The 26,980-nt window shown below is 72.6% G+C and carries 20 protein-coding genes and 1 tRNA gene; 12 read left to right on the top strand and 9 right to left on the bottom strand.

Going from position 1 to position 26,980, the window contains the following annotated elements:
* Positions 1-20: 20 nt before the first annotated feature.
* Entirely contained in the window at positions 21-2,741 is a 2,721-nt protein-coding gene (locus tag ACZ49B_RS04355; protein WP_468300293.1) for a PIG-L family deacetylase, read from the bottom strand.
* A 513-nt stretch (positions 2,742-3,254) separates the two neighbouring features.
* Here ACZ49B_RS04355 and ACZ49B_RS04350 point away from each other — a divergent pair.
* Together ACZ49B_RS04350 and ACZ49B_RS04345 are read left to right on the top strand one after the other, a co-directional pair.
* Positions 3,255-6,242, top strand: coding sequence for a bifunctional [glutamine synthetase] adenylyltransferase/[glutamine synthetase]-adenylyl-L-tyrosine phosphorylase (locus ACZ49B_RS04350; RefSeq protein WP_468300291.1), 2,988 nt, complete (start codon positions 3,255-3,257; stop codon positions 6,240-6,242).
* A 138-nt stretch (positions 6,243-6,380) separates the two neighbouring features.
* On the top strand, positions 6,381-6,851 hold the full coding sequence (locus ACZ49B_RS04345; RefSeq protein ID WP_468300758.1) for a flavodoxin family protein: 471 nt from the start codon (positions 6,381-6,383) through the stop codon (positions 6,849-6,851).
* Positions 6,852-6,963: 112 nt separating this feature from the next.
* Here ACZ49B_RS04345 and ACZ49B_RS04340 read toward each other — a convergent pair whose 3' ends face one another.
* Positions 6,964-8,406, bottom strand: a complete 1,443-nt coding sequence (locus ACZ49B_RS04340; protein ID WP_468300289.1) for a hypothetical protein — start codon at positions 8,404-8,406, stop codon at positions 6,964-6,966.
* Positions 8,407-8,447: 41 nt separating this feature from the next.
* Positions 8,448-9,254, bottom strand: coding sequence for a helix-turn-helix domain-containing protein (locus tag ACZ49B_RS04335; protein WP_468300287.1), 807 nt, complete (start codon positions 9,252-9,254; stop codon positions 8,448-8,450).
* A gap of 409 nt (positions 9,255-9,663) precedes the next feature.
* On the opposite strand from ACZ49B_RS04335, the gene ACZ49B_RS04330 reads away from it, so the two are divergent.
* Genes ACZ49B_RS04330 through ACZ49B_RS04320 form a run of 3 tightly spaced genes read left to right on the top strand, consistent with a single transcriptional unit; the run spans position 9,664 to position 11,893 of the window.
* Positions 9,664-10,512, top strand: a complete 849-nt coding sequence (locus ACZ49B_RS04330) for a helix-turn-helix domain-containing protein (RefSeq protein WP_468300285.1) — start codon at positions 9,664-9,666, stop codon at positions 10,510-10,512.
* Entirely contained in the window at positions 10,509-10,766 is a 258-nt protein-coding gene (locus tag ACZ49B_RS04325) for a DUF397 domain-containing protein (RefSeq protein WP_468300283.1), read from the top strand. Before ACZ49B_RS04330 ends, ACZ49B_RS04325 begins: the two co-directional genes overlap by 4 nt.
* Complete coding sequence (locus tag ACZ49B_RS04320) at positions 10,763-11,893, top strand: hypothetical protein (RefSeq protein WP_468300281.1); 1,131 nt, start codon at positions 10,763-10,765, stop codon at positions 11,891-11,893. Before ACZ49B_RS04325 ends, ACZ49B_RS04320 begins: the two co-directional genes overlap by 4 nt.
* 55 nt (positions 11,894-11,948) lie before the next feature.
* Here the strand turns inward: ACZ49B_RS04320 and ACZ49B_RS04315 are convergent.
* Positions 11,949-12,072: transfer RNA gene (locus ACZ49B_RS04315), tRNA-OTHER, on the bottom strand.
* Between the two features lie 101 nt (positions 12,073-12,173).
* Positions 12,174-12,776 carry a TetR/AcrR family transcriptional regulator gene (locus ACZ49B_RS04310; RefSeq protein ID WP_468300279.1) on the bottom strand — a complete coding sequence of 201 codons (603 nt, stop codon included), beginning with the start codon at positions 12,774-12,776 and terminating at the stop codon, positions 12,174-12,176.
* Positions 12,777-12,881: 105 nt separating this feature from the next.
* Here ACZ49B_RS04310 and ACZ49B_RS04305 point away from each other — a divergent pair, with 105 nt between their 5' ends.
* Positions 12,882-14,426 (top strand): APC family permease, encoded by a 1,545-nt coding sequence (locus ACZ49B_RS04305; protein WP_468300277.1) that lies wholly within the window; start codon positions 12,882-12,884, stop codon positions 14,424-14,426.
* A complete protein-coding gene (locus ACZ49B_RS04300; RefSeq protein ID WP_468300275.1) occupies positions 14,348-16,000 on the top strand; it encodes an amidohydrolase in 1,653 nt (550 codons plus the stop codon). The genes ACZ49B_RS04305 and ACZ49B_RS04300 overlap by 79 nt, the downstream gene beginning before the upstream one ends.
* Here ACZ49B_RS04300 and ACZ49B_RS04295 read toward each other — a convergent pair.
* From ACZ49B_RS04295 to ACZ49B_RS04280, 4 genes are all read right to left on the bottom strand, one after another.
* Positions 15,960-16,856 (bottom strand): immunity 49 family protein, encoded by an 897-nt coding sequence (locus tag ACZ49B_RS04295; RefSeq protein ID WP_468300273.1) that lies wholly within the window; start codon positions 16,854-16,856, stop codon positions 15,960-15,962. The genes ACZ49B_RS04300 and ACZ49B_RS04295 overlap by 41 nt on opposite strands.
* A 142-nt stretch (positions 16,857-16,998) precedes the next feature.
* Entirely contained in the window at positions 16,999-17,889 is an 891-nt protein-coding gene (locus ACZ49B_RS04290; protein ID WP_468300271.1) for a phosphatase PAP2 family protein, read from the bottom strand.
* Positions 17,890-17,957: 68 nt separating this feature from the next.
* The gene (locus tag ACZ49B_RS04285; RefSeq protein ID WP_468300269.1) at positions 17,958-19,004 is read right to left on the bottom strand and encodes a LacI family DNA-binding transcriptional regulator; all 1,047 of its coding nucleotides are present in this window, start codon (positions 19,002-19,004) and stop codon (positions 17,958-17,960) included.
* 26 nt (positions 19,005-19,030) lie between these two features.
* On the bottom strand, positions 19,031-20,698 hold the full coding sequence (locus ACZ49B_RS04280; protein WP_468300267.1) for a glycoside hydrolase family 13 protein: 1,668 nt from the start codon (positions 20,696-20,698) through the stop codon (positions 19,031-19,033).
* Positions 20,699-20,920: 222 nt separating this feature from the next.
* Here ACZ49B_RS04280 and ACZ49B_RS04275 point away from each other — a divergent pair, with 222 nt between their 5' ends.
* The 5 genes from ACZ49B_RS04275 (at position 20,921) to ACZ49B_RS04255 (ending at position 26,854) form a co-directional block, all read left to right on the top strand.
* Positions 20,921-22,195 (top strand): extracellular solute-binding protein, encoded by a 1,275-nt coding sequence (locus ACZ49B_RS04275; RefSeq protein ID WP_468300265.1) that lies wholly within the window; start codon positions 20,921-20,923, stop codon positions 22,193-22,195.
* Positions 22,196-22,203: 8 nt separating this feature from the next.
* Positions 22,204-23,232 carry a carbohydrate ABC transporter permease gene (locus ACZ49B_RS04270; protein ID WP_468300263.1) on the top strand — a complete coding sequence of 343 codons (1,029 nt, stop codon included), beginning with the start codon at positions 22,204-22,206 and terminating at the stop codon, positions 23,230-23,232.
* Positions 23,233-23,234: 2 nt separating this feature from the next.
* A complete protein-coding gene (locus tag ACZ49B_RS04265; RefSeq protein ID WP_468300261.1) occupies positions 23,235-24,146 on the top strand; it encodes a sugar ABC transporter permease in 912 nt (303 codons plus the stop codon).
* A gap of 75 nt (positions 24,147-24,221) precedes the next feature.
* Positions 24,222-25,850: a glycoside hydrolase family 13 protein gene (locus ACZ49B_RS04260; RefSeq protein ID WP_468300259.1), complete on the top strand. Its 1,629-nt coding sequence runs from the start codon at positions 24,222-24,224 to the stop codon at positions 25,848-25,850.
* Positions 25,838-26,854 (top strand): LacI family DNA-binding transcriptional regulator, encoded by a 1,017-nt coding sequence (locus tag ACZ49B_RS04255; RefSeq protein WP_468300257.1) that lies wholly within the window; start codon positions 25,838-25,840, stop codon positions 26,852-26,854. The genes ACZ49B_RS04260 and ACZ49B_RS04255 overlap by 13 nt, the downstream gene beginning before the upstream one ends.
* Positions 26,855-26,980: the final 126 nt, after the last annotated feature.

Here is a 26,980-nt window from a genome sequence, read left to right as displayed (position 1 = left end):
GGTCCGCCGGCGGCGGGTCCTCAGCGGCCCGTGTTCCGCGGCCCCACCGGCAGCCACGGCGCCAGGTGCGCGTTCGCGTCGTCCGCCGAGGACGTCACGTACAGCCGCGCGTCGAGCCCCACCACCGCCAGGCTGACCGTGTTCCTGCCGGTCGTCGTGGACGACGGCGCCCCGACGAACATCAGCGGCGAGCGCTCCCACGGCCGCCCCGACCCGAGGTCCGAGCCCAGCTGGCCGCCCGCCGAACGGCCCGCCAGCACGTGCCCGCTCGCCGCCACCGAGCCGAAGCCCTGGAGCCCGCCGAGGTCGGTGAGGTGGTTCACCTTCAGCCCGCCGTCGCCCGTCACCAGGGCGGTACGCACGTTGCCCGAACCCGGCTTGCGGAACCACAGCCGCACCCCGCCCTCGCGCCCCTCCGCGGTGAGCGGCAGCGTCGTGTCCGGCAGCCCCGTGGGCGTGGCCGGGCCCAGCGGCGCGCCCGGCTTCGGCTGCGCCCAGCCCAGCACCGACTTGGTGGTGGCCGCGAACACCATGCGCCGCCCGGCGCCGTCCGTGGCGGTGACCGGCGTGCCGTGCAGGTCGGCGCCGCCGTACTGGGCCCAGGGGCCCCAGGTGCCGTTCGCGAGCTGCACCCGCCCGCGCAGGGTGGATGCGCCGTCGCGGACGTACGCCGCCAACTGGCCGCTGCCGTCGACCGAGACGGCGGGTGCGCTGATGTCGGAGGTCCAGTTCTCGTCGGCGGCCTCGGGCGTGCCCAGCGACTGCCAGTCGCCGAACGCCTCCGCGCCGGGGGCCTTCTGGACGGCGTACGCGACCTCGCGCCGGTAGTCCGTCGGCCGCGCGCCGAAGGAGGTACGGGTGCCGAAGGCGGCGAGCCGCCCGTCCGGCAGGGTGACGGTGGAGACGCCCGGGTCCATGCCGGTGCCGGGCAGCAGGAGCGGTCCGCTCCAGGCGCCGATCGGGCCGGACCGGTGCCAGACGGCGACCTGGCCGTCGAGCACCTTGAAGGCCCACAGGCCGTGCTCCTTGTCCGAGGTCAACCAGGAAGTGCCGGTGCCACGCGCGTAGTTGACGGTCGAGGTCCAGCCGTTGCCGGCGGGGTGGTCGGCCACCTTGAGGTCGCCGCACCCGGCGTCGCTGCCGCAGTGGTTCTGCCGGTCCAGCCAGGCGTAGGTGTCCAGGATGTCCAGCTTCGCCTTGGCCTCGTCCGGGTCCAGGGCGCTGGGCAGGGAGCCGTTGGAGTAGCCGAGGTAGTTCTGCACCGCGAAGTGCGGGCGGTCCTTGACGCCGACGTCCTTCGCGTACGCGGCCAGGGCGGCCTGTACGAAACGGGCCCCGTAGAAGTGGTCCTGGTGGTCGGTGTACCGCTTGTCGGGGAACCGGCCGGGCGTGGGGTCCTGGGCGCGGACGGTGGTCGGCTCGTACTGCGCCAGGAAGCCGGCGATCGTCTGGACGACCTGCTCCTTGGAGTACGAGAACCGCTGCTTGACGGGGGTGCCGGAGGCGAGCTGGGCGCCGAGCGCGGATATCTTGCCGTCCCACAGGCCGTGCAGGCTGTCGGGGGCGCTGTCGTAGACGGAGCCGGCCTCGCGCAGCTGCAGCCAGACGAGGTTGACCTCGGGCTTGGCGACGAGGACGTCGACCTCGGCGTGGCCACCGCCCTTGGTGGGGACGGCGGTGCGCTTCCAGGCGCTGCTGCGGTCGCCGGTGGCCATCTTGGCGTAGGCGGCGCGGATGCCGTTCTGGCGGGCCTCGGCGTAGGCGGGCTTGTTGGGCGGGGTGGAGGCCTGCTTGCCTTCGGTGGCGTTGATGCCGTCCGCCTCGCCGGCGGTGAGGTAGACGGTGGTGACGGGATGGCCGGCGGCTATGGAGTACCGCAGGTCCGGGTTCATGAAGTACAGGTCGTCGTCGGGGTGGGCGACGATCTGCAGCACGCGGCCGGGGTCGGGCGCGTCGGCGGCGGCCGCGGGGGCGGCCTTCGGCGCGGCGATGCCGCCGCGGGCCTCGCCGGCGCGGAGCACGAACACGCCGCAGGCGACGACGGCGGCACAGAGCCCCACCCCCTTGACGAAGCGCCTCGCACGCCGCCGGGCTCGCTCCCCCGAGGCCCCGGCGCCGCCTGTGCCTGCGCCCGGGGCGCCGGCGGTACGGGAACGCCGGGCGGCTCGGCGGCCGCTGGGGGGCTCGGCGTCGTCGGAGCGCCGGGCGGACGGGGTCTCGGCCGCGGCGGCGCCGGGTGCGGCGTGCGGGACCGGGCCGTCCCAGGTCCGGGCCCGACCGGCGGAGGGAACGCCGGGGCCGGGCTGCGCGGACGCGCCGTCCCCGGCAGGGTGGCCCTGCCAGTCGGCCTGGGCCGAGCCCGCCGGGCCGGGACGGCCGGACCAGGCCTCGGCCGAGCCCGCCGGGCCGGGGTGCCGGCCGGGGGTCGGCTGCCGGTCGGCATGCAGCGGCGAGCCGCCCTGCCAGGCTCCGTTGCCGGGCGGGGCGGACGGTACGTCAGGTCCGGCTGCGCCGGACAGGAGCTGCGACGGGTCCGAGCCCGGCCGGCCGGAATGCGGCTGCGCCGGGATCCAGGCCGGGCCGCCTGCGTCCGGCTGCGCCGGGTTCCAGCCCGGCCCGCCCGACTGCGGGCGTGACGGGTCCCAGCCGTCCTCGGCGGATGCCTGCGACGGTCCTCCCGCCGGGGGCTGCGAGGAGCCCCAAGAGCCCGCGTACGGTGGGCCGGCCGGACCGCCGGCCACTCCGGCATACGGGCCTCCGGCCGGTCCGGCCGCCGGGTGCCACGAGGGGTCCCCGGCCGGTCCGTTCGACGCGGGCCGCGACGGGTCCACGGACGGTTGCGCCGACGGGTCCCACGACGGTCCGCCCGACCAGGGCTGCGCCGACGGGCCTCGAGCCGGGCCCGCCGTCGGGTCCCAGGCCTGTCCCGCCGGCAGGTCCCGGGCCGCGCCCCCCGGGCCCCACGATCCGCCGCCCTGCCCCGGGTGCTGCGAAGGTCCCGGGGCGTTGGGGTGCCAGGGGCCCGGGGCCGGGGGTCCGTCGGGCATGGGGGTCCTTTGGGGCGGTTGGGCGGGGAGCGGGCCCGAAGGAGGGGCAGATAAGCGGAATGGGCGTTCCGCATAAGTATTCAGATAAACTGATAATCCGCCCCATGATACGTGTCCACCCACGCCGGTGAGTCGAACGCCTGCTCCGGCTAGGCTCCTTCCAGGCACGCTTGGGCAGTGGCGGCGACGTACGCGGGAGGCGGCGGGATGACAGTCCCGGGACGCAGGAGCAGCACCTTCATCCGGCTGCTGCGCAGCGGGTTCACCGACCCGTCGGCCGCGGCCCGGCTGCTCGACTCCGACGCGCTGGCCGCCGTACGCACCGACCCGGTGCTCCTCGACGCCCTCGGGGCCACCGCCGATCCGGATCTCGCCCTCCTCGGGCTCGTCCGGCTCGCCGAGGCGCAGAGCGAGGACGAACGGCCCGTACTCCTCGACACCCTCGTCAGCGCCAAGCCGCTGCGCGACCGCCTCCTCGGCGTACTCGGCGCGTCCGAGGCGCTCGCCGACCACCTCGCCCGCCACCCCCGCGACTGGCACGCGCTCGTCACGTACGAAGCCGCCGACCTGCATCCCGGCCTCGCCGAGTTCGAGCACGGGCTGAGCCAGGCCCACGACCCCATCGCCCTGCGCGTCGCCTACCGCCGCTGCCTGCTCTCCATCGCCGCCCGCGACGTCTGCGGCACCATCGACGTCGCCCAGACCGCCGCCGAGCTCGCCGACCTCGCCACCGCGACCCTCCGCGCCGCCCTGCGGATCGCGTCCGCGGCCGCCCCCGACGACGCCGCCGCCTGCCGGCTCGCCGTCATCGCCATGGGCAAGTGCGGCGGCAACGAGCTGAACTACGTCTCCGACGTCGACGTCATCTTCGTGGGGGAGGCACCGAGCGGCGCCGACGAGGGCAAGGCCGTCCAGGCCGCCACCCGTCTCGCCTCCCACCTCATGCGCATCTGCTCGGAGACCACCATCGAGGGCACCATCTGGCCCGTCGACGCCAACCTGCGCCCCGAGGGCCGCAACGGCCCCCTGGTCCGCACCCTCGCCTCCCACCTCGCCTACTACCAGCGCTGGGCCAAGACCTGGGAGTTCCAGGCCCTGCTCAAGGCCCGCGCCGTGGCCGGCGACCGGGACCTCGGCGCCCAGTACATCGACGCCATAACGCCCCTCGTCTGGCAGGCCGCCGAACGCGAGAACTTCGTCGCCGACGTCCAGAAGATGCGCCGCCGCGTCGTCGACAACATCCCCGCCTCCCAGGTCGACCGCGAGCTCAAGCTCGGCCCCGGCGGCCTGCGCGACGTCGAGTTCGCCGTCCAGCTGCTCCAGCTCGTCCACGGCCGCAGCGACGCCGGCCTGCACTCCGGCACCACCCTCGACGCCCTGCACGCCCTCGCCGCCGGCGGCTACGTCGGCCGCACCGACGCCGCCCAGCTGAACGACGCGTACCGCTTCCTGCGCGCCATGGAGCACCGCATCCAGCTCTACCGGCTGCGCCGCACCCACCTCGTCCCCGAGGACGAGGCCGACCTGCGCCGCCTCGGCCGGTCGCTGGGCCTGCGCACCGAACCCGTCGCCGAGCTCAACAAGGCCTGGCGCCGGCACGCCTCCGTGGTCCGGCGCCTGCACGAGAAGCTCTTCTACCGGCCGCTGCTCGACGCCGTCGCCCAGCTCACCCCCGGCGAGACCCGGCTCTCCCCGCGCGCCGCCGGCCAGCGCCTCGAAGCCCTCGGCTACGCCGACCCGGCCTCCGCTCTGCGCCACCTGGAGGCCCTCGCCTCCGGCGTCACCCGCAAGGCCGCCATCCAGCGCACCCTGCTCCCCGTCATGCTCGGCTGGTTCGCCGACTCCGCCGACCCGGACGCCGGTCTGCTGAACTTCCGCAAGGTCTCCGACGCCCTCGGCAAGACCCCCTGGTACCTGCGCCTGCTCCGCGACGAGGGCGCCGCCGCCGAGAACCTGGCCCGCGTCCTGTCCGCCGGCCGGCTCGCCCCCGACCTGCTGATGCGCGCCCCCGAGGCCGTCGCCCTGCTCGGCGACCCCGAAGGGCTGCAACCCCGTACGCACGAGGCCCTGGAACAGGAGGTGCTGGCCGCCGTGGGCCGCGCCGGCAGCGCCGAAGCCGGCGTCGCCGCCGCCCGCGGCGTCCGCCGCCGCGAGCTGTTCCGCACCGCCGCCGCCGACATCATCGGCTCGTACGGTACGGAGGACAGCCCGGCCGAGGAGGACCCCGGCGCCCTCGTCGACCGGGTCGGCAACGCCGTCTCCGACCTCACCGCCGCCACCATCGCCGGAGCCCTGCGCGCCGCCGTCCGCGGCCACTGGGGCGAGACCCTGCCGACCCGCTTCGCGATCATCGGCGTGGGCCGCTTCGGCGGCCACGAACTCGGCTACGGATCCGACGCCGACGTCCTGTTCGTCCACGAACCCCGCCAGGGCGTCGACGAACAGGAAGCCGCGAAGGCCGCCCAGGCCGTCATCGCGGAAATGCGCAGGCTGCTCCAACTCCCCACCGCCGACCCGCCGCTGCTCATCGACGCCGACCTGCGCCCCGAGGGCCGCTCCGGGCCGCTCGTACGCACCCTGTCCTCGTACGCCGCGTACTACCGGCGCTGGTCCCTGACCTGGGAGAGCCAGGCCCTGCTGCGCGCCGAAACGGTCGCCGGCGACGCCGAACTCGGCGCCCGCTTCATCGAGCTGATCGACCCGCTGCGCTACCCGGCGGAGGGCCTCGGCGAGGACGCGGTCCGCGAGATCCGCCGCCTGAAGGCCCGCATGGAGTCCGAGCGGCTCCCGCGCGGCGCCGACCCCACGCTCCACACCAAGCTGGGCCGCGGCGGCCTCAGCGACGTCGAGTGGACCGTCCAGCTGATGCAGATGCGGCACGCCTGGTCGGAGCCCGGCCTGCGCACCACCCGGACCCGCGAGGCCCTGGCCGCCGCCCACGCGGTCGGGCTGATCCCGGCCGAGGAGGCGCAGATCCTGGACGAGGCCTGGGTGCTCGCCACCCGCGTCCGCAACGCGGTGATGCTGGTCCGCGGCCGCGCCGGGGACACCTTCCCGTCGGAGGCCCGCGAACTGGCGGCCGTCGGCCGCTACCTCGGCTACGCGGAGGGCACGGTCGGCGAGCTGCTCGACGACTACCGCCGCATCACCCGCCGGGCGCGGGCGGTCGTGGACGACCTGTTCTACGGCGCCTAGCGTTCGAGCTGTAGATCCTGATCTTCACGCCCCTTTGCCGCTTGCGGGTGTGGTGGCCATCACACTCGCGTGCTGTCACATCGGGCGCCGCTCCGCTGTCCTCATTGCGGAAGCGAGAGCAGAGAAGGGATCGTGAAGATGAAGGCAGTCATCGTGTGCGCCTCCGTGTCGCACGGCAATACGCGTCGTGTCGCCGACAGCATGGCCCAGGTCCTGGGCGCCAAGGTCGTCTCCCCCGAGGAGGCCGACGTGGCGGAGCTGGCCGACGCCGACCTCCTGGGATTCGGCTCGGGCGTCTTCTACGGCAGGCTCCACCCCCGCCTGACCGACTTCGTCAAGGCGCTTCCGGCCAGGCGGGGCAGGGCGTTCGTGTTCGCCACCAGCGGGCTCCCCGAGTTACCGCCGGCGCCTTTCACCCGCCCCCTGGTCCGGCTCCTCGAAGGCAAGGGCTTCGAGGTGGACGGGTGCTTCTCCTGCCGGGCGTTCGACACCTGGGCACCCTTCAAGTTCGTCGGTGGCATCAACAAGCAGCGCCCGAACGCCGCAGACCTGGCCGCCGCGCGTGCTTTCGCCGAGCGGCTGCGGGACGGGCGAGACCCGCAGTCCTGACCGGAGTACCACCGGGCGTTCTCCCTGTGGCGGCGGCGTCACGGTCGACTCCCACACCGGCGGCCCGCTGGTCGACCACTGCCCGGAGCGATGACCCCGGCGAGGGCACGGTCTAGGAGCGCTTCAGAGCCAGCAGCGAGGCGTAGGGGATCGCCGTGCTCCCCGAGAAGTACGTGTCGACGCCGTACCTCTCCGCGGACTCGGCGTCGGCCGACAGGCGGCCTTTGGAGTTGAGCGGGGAGATCGTGATGGCGATGCCGCTGTCCGCCTTGGTGATCCATCGGTCCGAACTGATGTAGCGCGGCCTGCGTGTCACGTTGAGGATGTTGTTGTTGTGGCGCACCCTTGCGTGGTTCATGACGTAGTCGGGGCAGAAGGTGGCGGAGCAGTCGAAGAACCTGTCCGTCTTCTGTTGCCACGAAAAGATCGAACGATTGAATGCCTCGTCCATCTTTCCGCGGTCCGCCCTCAGGAATGCGACCGATGCGGAGGTCGAGACGAGGTCGTACGGTGCATCCGTGGGGATGTGGACCACTCGCTCTGAGGTGAAGGTGGTCCCGGGCGCGATCCAGACGCCTGGCGGGGCGACCGGCCCGGAATCGACATTCCGGTACCCGATGGGCCGCACGTGAAGCTCCGTGTTGATCCCCGACTCCGCATCGGCCCGCCAATCCTTCTGGTCCGGCTCGGTCTTCTTCCCGTCGAATGCGGACTGCTGTCCCTGCACCCGGTAGACGCTGTTGAGGAGGTAGGCGGGAACGGCCCCGTCGTTCACCACGCGGAGCTTGACCGGCAAGTAGACGAGGGGGAGTTCCGGATCCCGGGTCGGCGTCCCGAATTTCGCCTCCACCTTGAAGTGGAAGCGTGCGGCTTGGGGCTGGTACAAGGCCGAGTAGGAGAAGTTGGCCAGGGTCAGCACAGCGGTGGCCGCCACACCCGCGGTGAAGCTCTTCGGGTGGGTGATCCCCTTCCAGGCCCGCTCCCGCCAGATCGCCCACACCGCCCACGGACACCAGAGCGAGAGGGCGACGAACACCGGCAGGTACGGAGTCCACTCCCGCTCTTCGAACCACACCGCCAGCAGCAGGACCTGCGTCACCACCGCGATGATCACGCCCACCATCACCATCGCGCCCGAGAACCGCAGCGTCCGTTTCCCCCAGAAGTCGAACACCGCGGCCGCCGCGACCGCCTGCACGGCTCCCGAGAGCACGAACAGGAACCCGGTCAGACGTCCCGCGAAGGTCAGTGCGCCCAGCGCGTCCACCATGCCGATGTCGGCGAGGAGGAGCGCGGAGACGATCAGCCCGGCGACCATCAGCACGATCATGGCGCGCCGGCGGCCCGCGCGGTCGGGCCAGGTGGCGCTGTCCGCCCCGCGCCAGGACACGGAGGCCCGGTCCTCCAGGTCCATGTCCGCAGGCAGCCCCGCGCGGCGCAGCTGCCTGCGCAGATCACGCTGCGACCAGGCGCTGCCCGTCGGTGCGCCGTCGATGGTGACCTGACGCAGGCCGCGCTCGTCGGGCGCCTGCACCACCACCCTGCGCGTGCTCATGCACCCACCTTCACGGCCCCGCCGGGGGAGCGCACCCCGGGTTACGCCGCCCGCGCGTCCGGAGGCGGGCAGTCGCGGCAGCGGCCGGGGGTGGGGGAGCGGAAGGCGCGGTCGCAGCCGTCGCACGTTCGGAGGGGATGGATCTCCCGGTCGGGCGGTACAGGGCGCGCCGCGCCGGGGTCCGGCAGCCGGGGCGGCAGCATCTCCCGCAGGCGGTGGGCCAGCAGGCCGTGCGGGGAGTGGATCGGGGTGAGCGGCAGGCTGCCTGTCAGGGCGGCGGCCACGGCGCTCGGTGTCAGGCCCCGCTCCAGCCAGGCCGCCGCGGCGGGCGCCAGCCGTACGGTGTCCCGCTCGGACAGCAACAGCCGGGGATCACGCAGCCGCAGCCGGGCCAGCAACTCGCGGGCCTGGAGCTCGGCTTCCGGGACGTCGTCGGCGACGGCGTCGGGGGCTGGTTCAGGCTCCGGTTCGGGCTCGGGAGCCTGCGTCCGGGCCGGTGCGGGTGCGGTGGTGGGGGGCTGCACCGGGCGCTCCGCCGCTGCTGCTTTCAGCCGCCTGGCGGGCGGGTTGTTGTACGACACCGTACGGGTGACGATCTGTCCCGAAGGAAGCCGCTCCCGGGTGCGGGAGAGGTAGCCGTGGGCCTCCAGTTCCCGCAGGGCCGAAGCGATGCGGGTCTCGCCCTCGGCGAACCGCTGCGCCAGGGCCTTGATCGACACGTCGGCGCCGGTGGGCAGGGATTGGATGTACGTGGACAGGCCGATCGCCGTCAGGCTCAACTCGCGGTGCTGGGCGAGATGGTTGCCGATCTTGACGTAGCGCTCGGGCTGCCGGTCTTTCTCGTGCATGACGCCGGGCCTCGGAATGCGGTACGGAGCGCGCGAGGGCGCGCTAAGCTGCTGTTCAGCCACGGGAAGGGTCCTGTCTTCCTCAGCGGCGAGGCCCTCGGGCGGGATTGCAGTCCCGCACGGGGGCCGTTCGCGTTTATGGGGTTGTCGAGAGCCAGACTGCCCGGTGAATTGTCATATGCGCCAGCCAGGTTGGGGTGATTCACTCGACCGGGTGAGAGGGGGAGGGGGGAGGTTGGGAGAGGTCATTTCCCCCGGTTGTTTGTCTTTAGGCGTCGAGCGTTCCCGGAAATTGGCCCACCGGGTCGTGGAAACCTCGATCAGGTGAAATCGGACTTTCCCGTTCTCGCGCCTCGGCGCGGCCATCCGTGCGTAGCCTGACGGGAGTTGCAGGCCAACGGAGGTGGCAGTGAGCGCAGAGGGCACCGACGAGTCGAGCTGGGCACTCGACCCGGAGGGCGAATCCGGGGCGGTCGTCGCGGCGGTGGGACGCCAGTTGAAAATGTGGCGGGAGGCGGCCGGATTCGACCGGTCCACTTTCGCTGAACGGATGGGCTACGGGGCGGACCTGACCCGCAAGATCGAAAGTGGTACCCGCATTCCGCGTCCGGAGTTCCTGGACAAGGCGGACGAGGTTCTCGGCGCGGGCGGGAAGATCGCCGCGATGAAGGTGGACGTCGAAAAGGCCCGCTATCCCAAGAAGGTGCGGGATCTGGCCAAGTTGGAATCCGAGGCAGTGGAGATCGGGTCGTACGACAATGTCGTGGTGACGGGCCTGCTCCAGACCGAGGAGTACGCTCGGGCGCTCTTCGAGCTCAGGCGCCCCAGGTTTTCGGAGGACGAGGTCGAACGCCTGGCCACGGCGAGGCTGGGGCGTCAGAGGCTCATCCAGCGGCATCCGGCGCCGCTGCTGACCGTTGTGCAGGAAGAGGCTGTCCTGCGACGGCCCATTGGGGGCAAGATGGTGTTGCGCCGCCAACTGGAACACCTGTTGGAGGTCGGCCGGTTGCGCACTGTGGAGATCCAGGTCATGCCCACCGCGGTCGAGGAGCACGCCGGTCTCGGCTCATCGTTCACAGTCATGCGGCTCAAAGACGGATCGACCGTCGGACACAACGAGGTTCAGCTGGCCAGCCGCTTGATCACCGAGCCAAAAGAGGTCCAGATCCTGGACATGCGCTATGGCATGATCCGGGCACAGGCTCTGACGCCTCGCGAATCTTTGACGTTCATCGAGAAGGTACTAGGGGAGACATGAGCATCAAGCCGTCGGCCGAGGGCCTCTCCGCTCTGACCTGGGTCAAGAGCAGCTACAGCACCGCCGACGGACCCAACTGCATCGAAGTCGCCTGGGTCAAGAGCAGCTACAGCACCAACGACGGGCCCGCCTGCGTCGAGGTCGCCCAGACCCCCGGCGCGGTCCTCGTCCGGGACTCCAAGCGGCCCGACGGCGGTCGGCTGGCCGTCGCTCCGGGGGCGTGGGGCGGGTTCGTCGCGTACGCGACCGCGTGAGAACACTGGGTTCGGCCGTCAAGGCCGTGTACCGCTACCGGCGGCCGGATCCGAAGTGCTGGGAGGTCGTCGTCGCGGCCGTCTGCGACCAGGTGCCCGACAGTTGGGACGCCGCCCGGGCGGTGGCCCAGGCCGGCCCCGCCGTTGCCGCGCACGCCGATCGGATCGCCGAGGCCCTCGACAAGCGGCTCGGGCGGGTCGAGGAGCTCGCGCTCGCCCTCGCCGGGATGGGCGACGTCCGGGCGCTGCCCGCCCTGCGGGACCTCGCGAAGCGCAACCGGCTTCCCAGCGGGCGCGCCGGTGCCCGCCTCCTGAGCGCGCTGCCCGCCGCGAAGCTGCTCCCGATGGTGCTGCCGGGTCTGCGACAGAAGCCGGAGCAGTACCACGCGAGCACCGTCACGCTCGAACTCCTCGCAGCCTGGGGCCCGGACGCCGCACCCGCCGTGCCCGAGGTGGTCCGGTACCTGGAGACGCCGTACACCGACGACGCCCTGCGCGTCCTCGGCCGGATCGGCCCCCCGGCCGCCGTCGCCGCGGACCGGCTGGCCGCGTACGCCACCGGGCGGGCCCCGCAGGCCCGCCGCCTCCACCCGAGGCGGGCCGCCTGGGCGCACTGGAGGGTGACCGGCGACCCCACGCTCGCCCTCGACGTGTGCGGCGCGGCCGTGGCCTCCGGGACCGGCAGCCACGGCCTGCCCTTCCTCGCCGATCTCGGCCCGCTGGCCGCCGCCCACGCGGACACCGTGCGCGGCCTGATGGAATCGCGCGGCGCGTGGACCCGGGTCGCCGCAGCGCACGCGTACCGGCGGATCACCGGAGACCCGGAACCCGCCGTACCGGTGCTGCTGGCCGAGGTGGACCCGGAGTGGACGGGCCTGCCCGCCATGCCGACCCGGGAAGCCGCCCGCCGTCTCGGCGGGATCGGCGCCCAGGCCGCTGCGGCGGCACCCCACCCCTACGAGAGCACGCGGATCCTGGCCGACGAGGCCTATGTCCGCACCCTCGCCGAGGCCTTGGCGCGGATGGGTCCGAGCGTGGCCGCCGCCCCCGCACCGGCGCCCGTGCCCCCCACCCGGCGGGGGCTGCTGCGCAGATGGCGCGGGCCGCGCGCCGCACGTCCCCGCTGACCGCTTCCTCAGGCCTCAGGCCGTTGCTTCCGCGGGCCCGGACCGGGGCCGGGGGCAGGGCCGACGGGATTCGAACCCGTGAGGGGCATCGGCGGACAGGCCCGTCCACTCGCCCCGAACGGCGGCCCCGGGGAACCTCCCGGAGCCGCCGGCGCATGAGACCGCTCTGCCACGGCCCTGCCCCCTGCGGGAGCGCGCGCACCCGCTGACGCCGAGGCTACGGTCCGAACTCCGGCCGGGCCACGCGACTTCCGCTGCCCGGGGGCCGGCCGGCGGCAGCTCAGCCGTCCGCGAGCAGGGTGCGCGCGTACGTGAGGAACGCCGCCAGGCCCAGGTCGAACGCGGCCTCCGCGCGGCCCGGGCCGACGGCCGCCAGGGCCTCGGCGAGCAGCGGGGTGTCCGGTGAGGGCTCCCACATGGCCTCGGGGGCGGCCAGGTCCAGGGCCGAGCCGAGGATCAGGTTCTCCAGCGCCGTCAACAGCGGCATCACCTGGCCGAGGGTGAAACCCGCCGCCAGCAGCATGCGGACGGCCCGCTCGTACTGCGCCAGCACCCGCGGGGCCCGCACCGGCGTGGTCATCAGCAGTGGGATGACGCGCGGGTAGACGGCGAACGAGGCCCGGTAGGAGCGGGCCCAGGCCTCCAGGGCCCGGTCCCAGGGCTCGAGTTCGAGGGTCTCGTCGGCGATCCCCGCGCACACCCGCTCCCGCACCAGCTCCACCACCCCGGCCCGGCCGTCCACGTGGTGGTACACCGACGCGGTCTGGACCCCGAGCGCCCGGGCGATCTGCGGGACGCTGAACTCGCCCTGTTCCGCGACCAGTTGCAGAGCGGTCGCGGCGATCCGCTCCCGGTCGAGCAGGGGGGTGCGCGGCCGTGCCATCGGTTTCTCCCGCCGTGAGGTCTTCCCGTACGCCAGAACCGGAGGCTACATTGCCGCCAACCTACAGCCTTTAGGTTTTGGTCTCCCCGAAGGGTGCCTTCCCGCATGCCCGAAACGCCAGAGCCACCACCCCCTGCCCCCGCCCTGCGCCGCGCAGCGCTCGGCACCGCGGACATCTCCTTCTTCGTGGTCTCCGCCGCCGCCCCGCTCACCGTCATGGCCGGCGTAGCGCCCGTCGCGATCCTGCTCGGCGGCATCGGCGCCCCCGCCGGGTACCTGCTCGCCGGCCTCACCCTCGCCGTCTTCGCCGTCGGGTTCACCACCATGAGCCGCCACGTCCGCAGCGGCGGCGCCTTCTACGCGTACATCACCCGCGGCCTCGGCCGGCGCGTCGGCATCGGCGCCGCCCTGCTCGCCCTGGTCGGCTACAACGGCATGGAGATCGGCGTCTACGGCCTCCTCGGCACCACCACCGCCGACACCGCCCACGCCCTCGGCGGCCTCGACGTCCCCTGGCTGCCCGTCTCCCTCGCCGGCCTCGCCCTCATCTGGTACGGCGGCTTCCGCTCCATCGACTTCGGCGCCAAGGTGCTCGGCGTCCTGCTCGTCGCCGAGACCGGGATACTCGTCCTGCTCGCCGCCGGAGTCCTCCTCCAGGGCGGCGCCCACGGGCTCTCCGCCGGCTCCTTCGCCCCCGGCGCGGTCCTCGTCCCCGGCACCGCCGCCGTCCTGGCCTTCGCCTTCGCCGCGTTCACCGGTTTCGAGTCCACCGTCATCTACCGCCGCGAGGCCCGCGACCCCGACCGGACCATCCCGCGCGCCACCTACATCGCCGTCGCCTTCCTCGGCCTCTTCTACGCCTTCATCGTCTGGACCGTCATCCAGGCCTTCGGCGCCGAGGAGGTGATCGCGGCCGCCGCAGCGGACCCCGGCGGCCTCTTCTTCACCGCGATCACCACGTACGTCGGCCCCTGGGCGGCCGACCTGATGCACCTGTTCATCGTCACCAGCGTCATCGCCTCCCTCCTCGCCTTCCACAACGCCATCAACCGCTACGTGCTCGCCCTCGCCGAGGAGGGCGTGCTGCCCGCCGCCCTCGGCCGGATCCACCCGCGCCACCGCTCCCCGTACCTCGCAGGGCTCGCCCAGACCGCCCTCGGCGCCGTGATCGTCCTCGCCTTCGCGCTGGCCGGGGCCGACCCGTACCAGCAGCTGCTGCTCTGGGTGAACACGCCCGGCATGATCGGGCTCATGGCGCTGATGCTGCTCGCCGCGATCGCCGTACCCGTCTACTTCCGGCGCACCGGCCACACCGAGGGCCCCTGGCGGACCGTCGTCGCGCCCGTCGCCGCCGCCGTGCTGCTCGCCGTGGCGATCGTGCTGGTCGTCTCCAAGGTCGCCCTGTTCACCATGGCCTCCACCGCCGTCAACGCCGTCCTCGTCGCCCTCGTCCCCGCCGTCTTCCTGGCCGGGCTCGGGCTCGCCCGGCGCCTGGAGCGACGCCGCCCCGAGATCTACGCCCGATTCGCCGCCGAGCCCGCCGAGCCCGCAGACCCCGTAGGAGAACAGCCGTGCCCGCTGCCGACACCGTCCTCACCGGAGCCCGCGTCCGGACCCTCGACCCCGGCCGCCCCGAGGCCCGCGCGGTAGCGGTCCGCGGCGGCGAGATCCTCGCCGTCGGCGACGAGGCCGACGTACGCGACTGGCGCGGCCCCGCCACCGAGGTGGTCGACCTCGGCGGCGCCACCCTCACCCCCGGCCTGACCGACGCCCACAGCCACCCCGTCTGGGGTATCGAGATGGCCGGCGGAACCGACCTCTCCGCCGTCCGGGACCTCGACCAGCTGCGCGCCGCCCTCCGCGGCGCCCCCCGCACCGGGGGCTGGGTCCTCGGACACGGCCTCGACCACAACGCCTTCGGCGGCCGCCCCGTCGAAGCGGCCCTGGTCGAGGAGGCCCTGGCCGGCGCCCCCGCCTTCCTGCGCCTCTACGACGGCCACTCCGCCCTCGCCTCCGGCGCGGCCTTGTGCGCCGCGGGCATCACCGGCCCGCGTACGTTCGACCAGCGCTCGGAGATCGTCTGCGACGCCGAAGGACGCCCGACCGGCCACCTCGTCGAGCACGCCGCGATGGGCCTGGTGGGCGCCCTCGCCCCGAAGCCCTCGCCCGCCGAGCGGCGCAGCCGCCTCACGGCCCTGCTCGGCGACATGGCCGCCACCGGCCTCACCGGGGCCCACGTCATGGACCTCGGCGACGGAGACGTACCGGCCCTGCTCGCCGGCGTCGAGTACGAGGGCGACCTGCCGCTGCGGCTGAACCTCTCGCCCTGGTGCATGCCCGGCGCCACACCGCAGGACCTGGCCGAACTGATCGCACTCCAGGGCCTGCGCGGGCGCCACTGGCACGTCGGCGGCGTGAAGTTCTTCATGGACGGCACCGTCGAGGGCGGCACCGCCTGGCTCGAGCACGCCGACTGCCACGGCCGCGGCACCGACGCCTTCTGGCCCGACCCCGAGGCCTACTCGGCGGCCGTACGGACCCTCGACGCGGCCGGGGTGCGTACGGCGACGCACGCCATCGGCGACGCGGCGGTCCGGCACGTCCTGGACACGGTGGCCGCCCTGGGAGGGCAGGCCCGGATGCGGCACCGGATCGAGCACATCGAGACCGTCCCCGACGAGCAGCTGAAGCGGTTCGCGGAGCTCGGGGTGATCGCCTCGATGCAGCCGCCGCACACCGCGTACACCCGGGCCGACCACAGTGACGAGTGGTCGAAGCGGCTGGGCGCGGCCCGCGCGGCCCGGGCCTGGCGCTGCCGGGACCTGCGGGACGCGGGGGCCGTGCTCGCCCTGGGCTCGGACTGGCCCATCGCCCACCACGACGCCCGCCGGGTCCTGGCCATCGCCCGCAGCCCGCTCGGTGCGGCCGCCGCAGGGCCCGGGCTGACCGGGCTGATGGCCCTGGAGGGCATGACCTCGCACGCCGCGCTCGCGGCCGGGGAGCAGCAGGTGGCGGGCCGGATCGCGGCCGGCTTCCGGGCGGACCTGACGGCGTTCGCGCTCGACCCCGTGGACACCGCCCCGGACGAGCTGGCCGAGACCCCGATCCGGCTCACGATGTCGGGCGGCCGGATCACGTACGGCGGGGTCCAGCAAGGCCGGGGCCGGACGGTCGCCGGGCGGGTCAGGCGTGCAGCAGGCTCTGCGGGAGGTACGCGGAGGTGACGCCGAGCCGCCAGCCGTGGACCTGGACGGCGAGCGCGGCCACGGCGATCGTGCCGGCCGGGAACAGGGTGCGAGGGGCCGCGTCGGGGCGTGCGCCCTCGCGGAGGCCGGTGAGGTTCCCGGCCAGGGCGCGTTCGAAGGCCGGCTGGTCGTCGTCGAGCAGGACGCGCAGCAGCCGCTGGTCCGGTGTGAGCACGCCGAGGCCGTCCAGCCGGCGGGCCGCCTCCGCGCGCTCGGCGGCGTCCGGCTTGCACAGGGTCGCGTCCGGCCAGTCCCGCGGCAGGTGCCCGGCCGCCCGGGCGAGGTAGAGGCACAGCGCGTCCATCTCGGCGAGCTCGGCCGGGTCGGAGTGCGCGTCGAGCGGCGAGTAGGGCACGCCGTCGTGGAGGGCGGGCGCGTAGTCCGACCGCAGCAGCAGCCCGATGACGCGGTCCCGCTCCCGCACCGCCCCGCTGACCATGCACAACGCGAAGGCGTCCAGCCAGGTCCGGGCGGTGGGCGCCCGGTCGACCGCGTCGCCGAAGGAGATGTCCATGCTGCTGAGCTCCTCGTCGAGGAGGGGGAACGGCACCTCGAAGTCGCCGTCGGGGAAGCAGCCGAGGGAGAGCTCCCCGAGCGCGCATTCGGCGGCCGTCCGCAGCGCACGTCGTACGACGGCTCCGCTCAGCTCGGGGTCCGCCTGCGTCTGCGCGCCGACGTGGTCGAGGAGGTCGTCGCGGGTCTCGTGGAGCCCCTTCAGGGACAGCAGCCCCCCGTACCGCAGCCCGTGCCAGCGGTCGTAGGTCCGTCCGGTGACGTCCTCCAGTGCCTGGGACATCCGGTGCCCGCTGACCTCGTGCCGCTTCACGTCCTGCACGCCGCCTCCTTGATCGTTTCACCTTGCGACGCGCACGCTAACAACGCCCACTGACACCGCCCCCCGGAGGGTGCGGGCGCGGGCGGGCTGCGGATCGTACGTGGTGGACCCGGCTACGGTGCGGGCCGGCGTGCCGGGCCGGTCAGCGGCCGGAGCGGAAGCGGTTCAGCAGGGCCGACGCCGGGTGCGGTCCCGCGTACTCGGGCTCGCGCGGCAGCCGGTGCGGCAGCGAGCCGTACCAGCTGCGCGAGACCGTGTAGCCGAAGGCCAGGCAGAGCATGCCGCCCACGGCGTCGAGCCAGAAGTGGTTGGCGGTGGCCACGATCACCACGAGGGTGGTTGCCGGGTAGAGCAGGCCCAGGATCCGGGCCCAGGGGGCGGAGGCGACCGCGAAGATCGTCAGCCCGCACCAGAGCGACCACCCTATGTGCATGGAGGGCATGGCCGCGTACTGGTTCGACATGTGCTTGAGGTTGCCGGAGGCCATGGAGCCCCAGGTGTGGTGGACCAGCACGGTGTCGACGAAACTCTGCCCGTTCATCAGCCGGGGCGGCGCGAGCGGGAAGAAGTAGTAGCCGACCAGGGCGACGCCCGTGGTGGCGAACAGGACCAGGCGCGTCGCCGCGTAGCGCCCCGGATGGAAGCGGTAGATCCAGACCAAAACGCCGATGGTCACGATGAAGTGGAGCGTGGCGTAGTAGTAGTTCATGCCGACGATCAGCCACGTCATCGAGTTCACGGCGTGGTTGACCGACTGCTCCACGGCGATCCCGAGGGTGCGCTCGAGGTCCCACAGCCAGTCGGCGTTCGCGAGGGCGTCCGCCTTCTGCTCGGGAACCGCGTTGCGGATGAGCGAGTACGTCCAGTAACTGACCCCGATGAGCAGGATCTCGAACCAGATCCGGGGCCGGCGCGGGGCCCGCAACCGGGACAAATGGGTGCGCTGATCGCCCGGACGAGCATCGCTCTCGGTCACGTGGGGTGACGAGACTTCCGTCCGGGTTTCCAGTGTCTTCACGCTCGATTCACCCATGGGGAAAGAGTCTGCCAGATGCGTTCTCGCCTTCGATCATCCCTCGGGAGGGTCTCCGGCGCAGCTGCTCACCCCTGGGGACGAGACGGTCCCCTACGTTGCTGCGGACCGGAGGCGGTGGATCCGCGGACCACCAGTTCGGGCAGGAACACGAACTCGCTGTGCGGGGCCGGCGTACCGCCGATCTCCTCCAGGAGCGTGCGGACCGCCGCCTGCCCCATGGCCAGCACGGGCTGCCGGATGGTGGTGAGCGGCGGATCGGTGAACGCTATGAGAGGCGAGTCGTCGAAGCCGACGACCGAGACGTCCTGCGGCACCCGCAGCCCCTGCTGCCGGGCCGCCCGGATCGCCCCGAGCGCCATCATGTCGCTCGCGCACACGATGGCGGTGCAGCCGCGCGCGATGAGCGCGGCCGCGGCGGCCTGCCCGCCCTCCAGTGTGTAGAGGGAGTGCTGGATGAGCTCCTCGACCTCGGCTTCGTCCAGGCCGAGCCGCTCCTTCATTCCGAGCCGGAAGCCCTCGATCTTGCGCAGGACGGGCACGAACCGCTTGGGTCCGACCGCGAGCCCGATCCGGGTGTGCCCGAGCGCGGTCAGGTGGGTCACGGCGAGCTGCATCGCGGCGCGGTCGTCGGGAGAGACGAAGGGGGCCTGCACCTTGTCGGAGAACCCGTTGATGAGGACGTACGGAACGCCCTGCCCGCGGAGTTGGTCGTAGCGGCCCATGTCGGCCGTGGTGTCGGCGTGCAGTCCGGAGACGAAGATGATGCCGGAGACCCCGCGGTCCACCAGCATCTCGGTCAGCTCGTCCTCGGTGGACCCGCCGGGCGTCTGCGTGGCCAGCACCGGGGTGTACCCCTGCCGGGTCAGGGCCTGGCCGATGACCTGGGCGAGCGCCGGGAAGATCGGGTTGTCCAGCTCGGGGGTTATCAGGCCGACGAGCCCCGCGCTGCGCTGGCGCAGTTTCACGGGGCGCTCGTAGCCGAGCACGTCGAGCGCGGCCAGCACGGACTCGCGGGTGCCTGCGGCCACACCGGGCTTGCCGTTGAGCACGCGGCTGACTGTGGCTTCGCTGACCCCCGCCTGGGCTGCGATGTCGGCTAGCCGTGCGGTCACGGGATTGGACTGTACCGGTCCCCGGCTCACAACGCCCACCACGTGCACGAATCCGCGGGCAGCAGCACGGTCCGGCCGTCCGTCTCCACCGGCGCGCTGGAGAGTACGGGACGTCCCGGCGAGGGCAGTTCGAGCGGCTCGGACCGGCTGTTGAAGGTGCACGCGAAGCCGGGCCGGGTGAAGAGGAGGACGCCCTCGGGGGCGGGCAGCCAGGTCAGCGGGCCCGCATCGGGGGAGCCGAGGCCGGGCAGTGCGCGGCGCAGCTCCAGGGCGGCGCGGTACAGCTCGAGGGTGGAGTGCGGGTCGCCGGTCTGGGCGGCGACGCTCAGCGGGGCCCAGTCCGCGGGCTGCGGGAGCCAGCTGCCGGCCGGGCCGAAACCGTACGGGGGCCGCTCGCCGGACCAGGGCATCGGGATCCGGCAGCCGTCGCGCAGTCCGTCCTGCCCGGCGGTGCGGAGGAAGGCGGGGTCCTGGCGTACGGCGTCGGGGAGGTCCGCGACCTCCGGCAGGCCGAGCTCCTCGCCCTGGTAGAGGTACGCCGACCCGGGCAGGGCGAGCATCAGCAGCGCGGCGGCCCGGGCCCGGGCCAGGCCCTGTGCGCCGCCTCCGTAGCGGGTGACATGGCGTACGACGTCGTGGTTGGAGAGCACCCAGGTGGTGGGGGCGCCGACGGAGGCGGTGGCGGCCAGGGACTCGTCGATCACCGTCCGCATCGCCCGGGCGTCCCACGGGCAGTTCAGGAAGCGGAAGTTGAAGGCCTGGTGCATCTCGTCGGGCCGGACGTACAGGGCGAGCCGCTCGGAGGTCGGCGCCCAGGCCTCGGCCACGCCGATGCGCGGACCGGGGCCGCCTCCGGGCCGAAGATCGCAGGAGTAGGAGTCGAGCAGCCGCCGCCAGGAGCGGTGGATCTCGTGCACGCCGTCCTGGTCGAAGAAGGGGAGCGGCTCGGTGCCGATCAGGGTGGCCTGGGCGCCGCGGCCGATGTCGGGCAGGCCGGAGGCCTTGACCATGCCGTGGGCGACGTCGATGCGGAAGCCGTCGACGCCGAGGTCGAGCCAGAAGCGCAGGACGGAGGCGAACTCCTCCGCGACCTCGGGGTGCTCCCAGTTCAGGTCGGGCTGCTCGGGGGCGAAGAGGTGCAGGTACCAGGCGCCGTCCGGGGTCCGGGTCCAGGCGGGCCCGCCGAAGACGGACTCCCAGTCGTTGGGCGGCCGCTCCCCGCGCGGTCCGCGTCCGGGACGGAAGTGGTACCGGGCCCGGGCCCGCGCCCCGGCCGGGCTCCCCGGCTCCGCGGCGAGGGCCTCCTGGAACCAGACGTGCCGGTCGGAGGTGTGGTTGGGCACCACGTCCACGATGACCCGCAGGCCCAGCGCGTGGGCGGCCCGGACGAGCTCGTCGGCGTCGGAGAGGTCCCCGAAGAGCGGATCGACGGCCCGGTAGTCGGCGACGTCGTAGCCGCCGTCGGCCTGCGGGGAGACGTAGAAGGGGGTGAGCCACACGGCGTCGACCCCGAGCCGGGCCAGGTGGGGCAGGCGCGTGCGCACCCCGCGGAGGTCGCCGACGCCGTCGCCGTCGCTGTCCGCGAAGGACCGTACGTACACCTGATAGATGACGGCATCGCGCCACCAGCCGACACTTTCGGTCGCCTTGCTGGAAGCGCTTGCAAGCCGGGATGCGGTCAGCTCATGGGTCATACCGGTGTCAACGCGGGTACATGCCCCCTGGTTGCGGGCCTGATGACCCGAAGGAAGTTCGAACAACCAGCAAGCCGCGGCAACCGTCAGGACACACGGATGTAACGATCGGCCTCGCTTGCAGAAAATTGCCGCAAGCTCTTTCGGTCGGCTTTCAGGCTTGTTACGTTCCCTGCAACTCGGGACCGCGAGGGAGCGGCCGGGATCATCGAAGGAGTTCATATGCGGCGTGGCATAGCGGCCACCGCGCTGGTCGCGACCCTGGCGCTCGCGGCGACGGCTTGCGGTGGGGACGACAAGGACGCAGCCGGCGAGGCCAAGGCAGGCGGCGAGCTTTCCGGCACGGTCACGTGGTGGGACACCTCGAACGACGCCGAGAAGGCCAGCTTCCAGAAGATCGCCGAGGCGTTCACCGCGAAGCACCCGAAGGTCACCGTCAAGTACGTCAACGTCCCGTACGGCGACGCGCAGAACAAGGTCAAGAACGCCTTCAGCAGCGGTTCCGAAGCCCCTGACGTGATCCGCGCGGACGTCGGCTGGGTCGCCGACTTCGCCTCCCTCGGCTACCTCGACGAGGTCCCCGCCGAGACGTCCAAGAAGGTCGACGCCGAGTTCCTGCCGCAGGCCGCGGCCAGCGGCAAGTACGAGGGCAAGACCTACGCCGTACCGCAGGTCATCGACACCCTCGGCCTCTTCTACAACAAGAAGATGCTCGCGGACGCCGGCGTCCAGCCCCCCAAGACGCTGGAAGAGGTGAAGACCGCCGCCGCCGCCATCAAGGCGAAGACCGGCAAGGCCGGCCTCTACCTGCGCGGCGACGACTCCTACTGGTTCCTCCCCCTCATCTACGGAGAGGGCGGCGACCTGGTCGACGCGAAGAACAAGACGGTCACCGTCGACAACGCGGCCGGCGTCAAGGCGTTCAAGACCGCCCGCGACCTGGTCACCTCCGGCGCGGCGATCACCAACGCCACCGACGGCTGGGTCAACATGCAGACCGCCTTCAAGTCGGGCGAAGCCGCGATGATGATCAACGGTCCGTGGGCTGTCGCCGACACCTACGCCGGCGACCAGTTCAAGGACAAGGCCAACCTCGGCGTCGCCGCCGTCCCGGCCGGCTCCGCCAAGGCCGGCGCCCCGCAGGGCGGCCACGACCTCGCCGTCTACGCCGGTTCCAAGAACCGCGCCGCCGCGCACGCCTTCATCGAGTACATGACTTCGCAGGACGTGCAGGTGCAGTCGGCCAAGGAGCTCAGCCTGCTCCCGACGCGGACCGCCGCCTACGAGCAGCCCGACGTCAAGTCCAGCGAGATGGTCCAGTTCTTCAAGCCGGCGGTGGACAAGGCCGTCGAGCGCGCCTGGATCCCGGAGAACGGCTCCCTCTTCGAGCCGCTGAAGGTCGAATACACCAAGGCGATCACCGGGGCCTCGAGCCCGGAGGACGCGGCCAAGGCGGCCGGCGTCGAGTTCCGCAAGATCCTCAAGGGCTGGAAGTAGAAAAGACAATGGCTGCTCACACCAGCCAGTCGGTGGCGAAGGCCGCGGGCAGCGACGGGGAGGACACCGTCGCCGCCCGCGGCCGGAGCCGCAGGACTGACAGCGGGAAGCGCGGTGGACTGGGGCGCGCCCTGGCCACCCACTGGTACGCCTGGGCCATGGTCGCCCCGGTGGTGCTCGTCCTCGGCGTGATCATCGGCTGGCCGCTCGTCCGCGGCATCTACCTGTCGCTGACCGACGCCAACGAGCGCAACGTCGGCCGTACCATCGGCGCCAACCACATCGAGGCCACGTACAAGTTCGTCGGCCTCGACAACTACGCGGACGTCCTGGCCGACCCGGTGTTCCTGCAGCGGCTGGTGTGGACGGTGACGTGGACCGTCCTGTGCGTGTCGATCACGTTCATGCTCGGACTGGCCCTGGCCAACATGCTCAACCGGGACTTCCGGGGCCGCGCCGCCTACCGGATGGCACTCATCCTGCCCTGGGCGGTCCCCGGCTTCGTCTCCGTCTTCGCCTGGCGGTTCCTCTTCAACCGCGACAGCGGCATCCTCAACAAGATCCTCGACGGCGGCGGCATCTCCGCGATCCCGTGGCTCGACGACCCGACGTGGGCGAAGTTCTCCGTCGTCGCCGTCAACGTCTGGCTCGGCGTCCCCTTCATGATGGTCGCCCTGCTCGGCGGGCTGCAGTCGATCCCGGGCGAGCTGTACGAGGCCGCCGAGATGGACGGCGCCACGGCCTGGCAGCGGTTCCGGCACATCACCCTGCCCGGGCTGCGCACGGTGAGCATGACCGTGATCCTGCTCTCCACCATCTGGACCTTCAACATGTTCCCGGTGATCTTCCTGCTGACGCGGGGCGGACCGGGCGACTCCACCGAGATCCTGGTGACCCAGGCCTTCCGCGAGGCCTTCGTGGCCAGCCCGCGCGACTTCGCCGGCTCCGCGACCTGGGGCGTGCTCATCCTCGCCCTGCTCATGATCTTCGCGCTGGTCTACCGGCGCTCGCTGCGCAAGCAGGGAGAGGTGTGGTGACCATGACGACCGACACTGCCACGACCGACACCGCGGCGACCGGCACCGTGAAGGCCGGCCCCGTGACGACCGGGGTCTCCGTGCGCAAGCGGGGCGAGCGATCGCCGCTCGCGTCCGCCGGACTGCACGCCACCCTGATCGTCGCGTCCGTGATCGCCGTCTTCCCGGTGCTGTGGGTCCTGCTGACCTCGATCAAGCCCGCGAAGCACGCCATCTCCACGGACTTCGTGAAGGAACCGACCTTCGACAACTACCGCTACCTGGTGGAGTCGACCTCCTTCTTCACCTGGTTCGGCAACTCCGTGCTCGTCGCCGGCATCACCACCGTCCTCGGCGTGTTCATCGCCGCCACGACGGGCTACGCGGTCAGCCGGTTCAAGTTCCCGGGCATGAAGCCGCTCATGTGGACCCTGCTCGTCACGCAGATGTTCCCGATGGCCATCCTGATCGTCCCGCTCTACAACCTGATGGGAGACCTGGGGCTGCTCAACCAGCCGCTCGGGCTGATCATCACGTACCTGACCATCGCGGTGCCGTTCTGCGCCTGGATGATGAAGGGCTTCTTCGACACCATCCCGGTCGAGATCGACGAATCCGGCCGCGTCGACGGGCTCAACCCCTTCGGCACCTTCTGGCGCCTCATCCTCCCGCTGGCCAAGCCCGGCCTCGCCGTCACCGGCTTCTACTCGTTCATCACCGCCTGGGGCGAAGTCGCGTACGCCTCCGCCTTCATGGTCGGCGACGAACACCTCACGCTCGCCGGGGGCCTGCAGACCTTCGTCACGCAGTACACCTCCAACTGGGGTGCGATGAGCGCCGCTTCGGTCCTCATCGCCATCCCCGCGGCCATCTTCTTCCTCTTCGCCCAGCGTCACCTCGTCGCCGGGATGACGGCAGGCGCGACCAAGGGCTGACGCCCCTCTCGCGACCCAGGGCCGACCCCCCTGCCTGCCCCCTCTCACCCCCGGCCCGATCTCTCCAAGGACGACATGACCCAGCACCTCGCCGACGCACTGACTTCGGACAGTGGCCTTCCCACCACCACCGGCACCCGGCCCGGCTGGTGGAGAGAAGCGGTGATCTACCAGGTCTATCCGCGCAGCTTCGCCGACTCCAACGGGGACGGCATGGGGGACCTCGAAGGCATCCGCAGCCGACTGCCCTACCTCAAGGAGCTGGGCGTCGACGCCGTCTGGCTCAGCCCGTTCTACGCCTCCCCGCAGGCCGACGCCGGCTACGACGTCGCCGACTACCGGGCCATCGACCCCATGTTCGGCACCCTGCACGACGCCGACGCCGTGATCCGCGAAGCGCACGAGCTGGGCCTGCGGATCATCGTGGACCTCGTCCCGAACCACTGCTCCGACCAGCACGAATGGTTCAAGCAGGCACTGCGGGAGGGCCCCGGCTCCCCGCTGCGCGAGCGCTTCCACTTCCGTCCGGGGCGGGGGGAGGGCGGTGTGGAGCCGCCCAACGACTGGGAGTCCATCTTCGGCGGGCCGGCGTGGACCCGGGTGCCGGACGGGGAGTGGTACCTGCACCTCTTCGCCCCCGAGCAGCCCGACTTCAACTGGGAACACCCGGCCGTCCAGGACGAGTTCCGCTCGATCCTGCGCTTCTGGCTCGACCTGGGGGCGGACGGCTTCCGCATCGACGTGGCCCACGGGCTGGTGAAGGCCCCCGGCCTGCCCGACCTCGGCCGCGACGAGCAGCTCAAGCTGCTCGGCAACCAGGTGCTGCCCTTCTTCGACCAGGACGGCGTCCACGAGATCTACCGCTCCTGGCGGAAGGTGCTCGACGAGTACGCCGGCGACCGCATCGGCGTCGCCGAGGCCTGGACCCCGAGCGCGGACCGTACGGCCCTGTACCTGCGGCCCGACGAGCTGCACCAGGCGTTCAACTTCCACTACCTGAACACGGGGTGGGACGCGGCTGCGCTGCGCGGCGCCATCGACGACTCGCTCGACGCGATGCGTCCGGTGGGCGCCCCGACGACGTGGGTGCTGTCCAACCACGACGTCGTACGGCACGTGACGCGGTTCGGGGGCGGGGCGCAGGGTCTGGCCCGGGCGCGGGCCGCCGCGCTGCTGATGCTGGCGCTGCCCGGGTCGGCGTACGTCTACCAGGGCGAGGAGCTCGGCCTGCCGGAGGTGACCGACCTCCCGGACGAGGTGCGTCAGGACCCCTCCTTCTTCAAGGAGAACGGCCAGGACGGGCTGCGCGACGGCTGCCGCGTGCCGATCCCGTGGTCGGGCGACCAGGCCCCGTACGGCTTCGGCGACGGCGGCAGCTGGCTGCCGCAGCCGGCCGAGTGGGCGGGCCTGAGCGTGGAGGCCCAGACGGGCGACCCGGCTTCGACGCTGGAGCTGTACCGGGCGGCGCTGCGGATCCGCCGGGAGCGTTCCGACCTGGGCGCGGGCGACGCGGTGGAGTGGCTGGAGGGGCCCGAGGTCCCGGAGGGCGTGCTGGCGTTCCGGCGCGGGGGGTTCGTCTGCACGGTCAACACGACGGGCGAGGCCGTACGGATGACCGCGCCGGGGACGGTGCTGCTCGCCAGCGGCGACGTGACCGACGTGGAAGTCCTCGGGGCCGACACGGCGGTGTGGTGGCAGGGGTGACCTCCCCGCTCCGGCTGACGGACATCGCCGCGCAGGCCCAGGTCAGCGAGGCGACGGTCAGCCGTGTGCTCAACGGCAAGGCGGGCGTGGCGGCCGGCACCCGGCACAAGGTGCTGGCCGCCATGGACCTGCTCGGCTACGAGCGGCCCGTGCGGCTGCGGCGGCGGAGCAACGGGCTGGTGGGGCTCCTGATCCCGGAGCTCACCAACCCCATCTTTCCGGCGTTCGCACAGGTCATAGAGCAGGCGCTGGCCGGCCACGGGTACACGCCGGTGCTGTGCACGCAGACGCCGGGCGGGGCCACCGAGGACGAGCTGGTGGAGCAGCTCGAGGAGCGGGGGGTCACGGGGATCGTCTTCCTGTCCGGCCTGCACGCGGACTCGACGCTGGACCCGTCCCGCTACCAGCGGCTGTCGTCCAGGGGTGTCCCCTTCGTCCTGATCAACGGCTTCAACGAACACGTCAACGCCCCGTTCATCTCCCCGGACGACCGGGCGGCGGCGGACATGGCCGTACGTCACCTGGAGGACCTGGGGCACCGGCGGATCGGCCTGGCGATAGGGCCGACGCGCTATGTCCCGTCGGCCCGCAAGGAGGCGGGGTTCGTCGCAGCCGTGCCGGATGCGGAGTCGCAGGGGCTCATCCAGCGCACGCTGTTCACGGTGGAGGGCGGCCACGCGGCGGGCGGAGCCCTGCTGGACCGCGGCTGCACCGGCATCGTGTGCGGCAGCGACCCGATGGCGCTCGGCGTGATCCGCGCGGTGCGCGAGCGGGGGCTGCGGGTACCGGAGGACGTGTCGGTGGTCGGCTTCGACGACTCGCCGCTGATCGCCTTCACGGACCCGCCGCTGACGACGATCCGCCAGCCGGTGCGCGCGATGGCGACGGCGGCGGTCGGAGCCCTCCTGGAGGCGGTGGGCGGCACCCCGGTGCAGCGCACGGAGTACGTGTTCCAGCCGGAACTGGTGGTCCGAGGCTCGACGGGGCAGGGCCCGGGGGAGTAGGGGGCGGGGCGGGAGCGGGTGCGTACGGCTTCCCGCGCGGGCGCGCTTCTACCCCCGAGCGGCACAGGGCCCGGCCGGTGGTTGCCCACCCTCCGCCCTCGCGGCTGCCACGGTGGGGCGGGAGGC

This window comes from Streptomyces sp. NPDC031132, from assembly GCF_055570595.1.
The sequence above is the reverse complement of the archived record's forward strand: the minus strand, read 5'-3'. Positions and strand labels throughout refer to the sequence as shown.

What these genes read in the sequence shown, in the direction of transcription:
- ACZ49B_RS04350 (WP_468300291.1), top strand. Translation starts at nt 3,255, where the DNA reads ATGACAGTCCCGGGACGCAGGAGCAGCACCTTCATCCGGCTGCTGCGC.
- ACZ49B_RS04345 (WP_468300758.1), top strand. Translation starts at nt 6,381, where the DNA reads ATGAAGGCAGTCATCGTGTGCGCCTCCGTGTCGCACGGCAATACGCGT.
- ACZ49B_RS04340 (WP_468300289.1), bottom strand. Translation starts at nt 8,406, where the DNA reads ATGAGCACGCGCAGGGTGGTGGTGCAGGCGCCCGACGAGCGCGGCCTG.
- ACZ49B_RS04335 (WP_468300287.1), bottom strand. Translation starts at nt 9,254, where the DNA reads ATGCACGAGAAAGACCGGCAGCCCGAGCGCTACGTCAAGATCGGCAAC.
- ACZ49B_RS04325 (WP_468300283.1), top strand. Translation starts at nt 10,509, where the DNA reads ATGAGCATCAAGCCGTCGGCCGAGGGCCTCTCCGCTCTGACCTGGGTC.
- ACZ49B_RS04310 (WP_468300279.1), bottom strand. Translation starts at nt 12,776, where the DNA reads ATGGCACGGCCGCGCACCCCCCTGCTCGACCGGGAGCGGATCGCCGCG.
- ACZ49B_RS04305 (WP_468300277.1), top strand. Translation starts at nt 12,882, where the DNA reads ATGCCCGAAACGCCAGAGCCACCACCCCCTGCCCCCGCCCTGCGCCGC.
- ACZ49B_RS04290 (WP_468300271.1), bottom strand. Translation starts at nt 17,889, where the DNA reads ATGGGTGAATCGAGCGTGAAGACACTGGAAACCCGGACGGAAGTCTCG.
- ACZ49B_RS04280 (WP_468300267.1), bottom strand. Translation starts at nt 20,698, where the DNA reads ATGACCCATGAGCTGACCGCATCCCGGCTTGCAAGCGCTTCCAGCAAG.
- ACZ49B_RS04275 (WP_468300265.1), top strand. Translation starts at nt 20,921, where the DNA reads ATGCGGCGTGGCATAGCGGCCACCGCGCTGGTCGCGACCCTGGCGCTC.
- ACZ49B_RS04270 (WP_468300263.1), top strand. Translation starts at nt 22,204, where the DNA reads ATGGCTGCTCACACCAGCCAGTCGGTGGCGAAGGCCGCGGGCAGCGAC.
- ACZ49B_RS04265 (WP_468300261.1), top strand. Translation starts at nt 23,235, where the DNA reads ATGACGACCGACACTGCCACGACCGACACCGCGGCGACCGGCACCGTG.
- ACZ49B_RS04260 (WP_468300259.1), top strand. Translation starts at nt 24,222, where the DNA reads ATGACCCAGCACCTCGCCGACGCACTGACTTCGGACAGTGGCCTTCCC.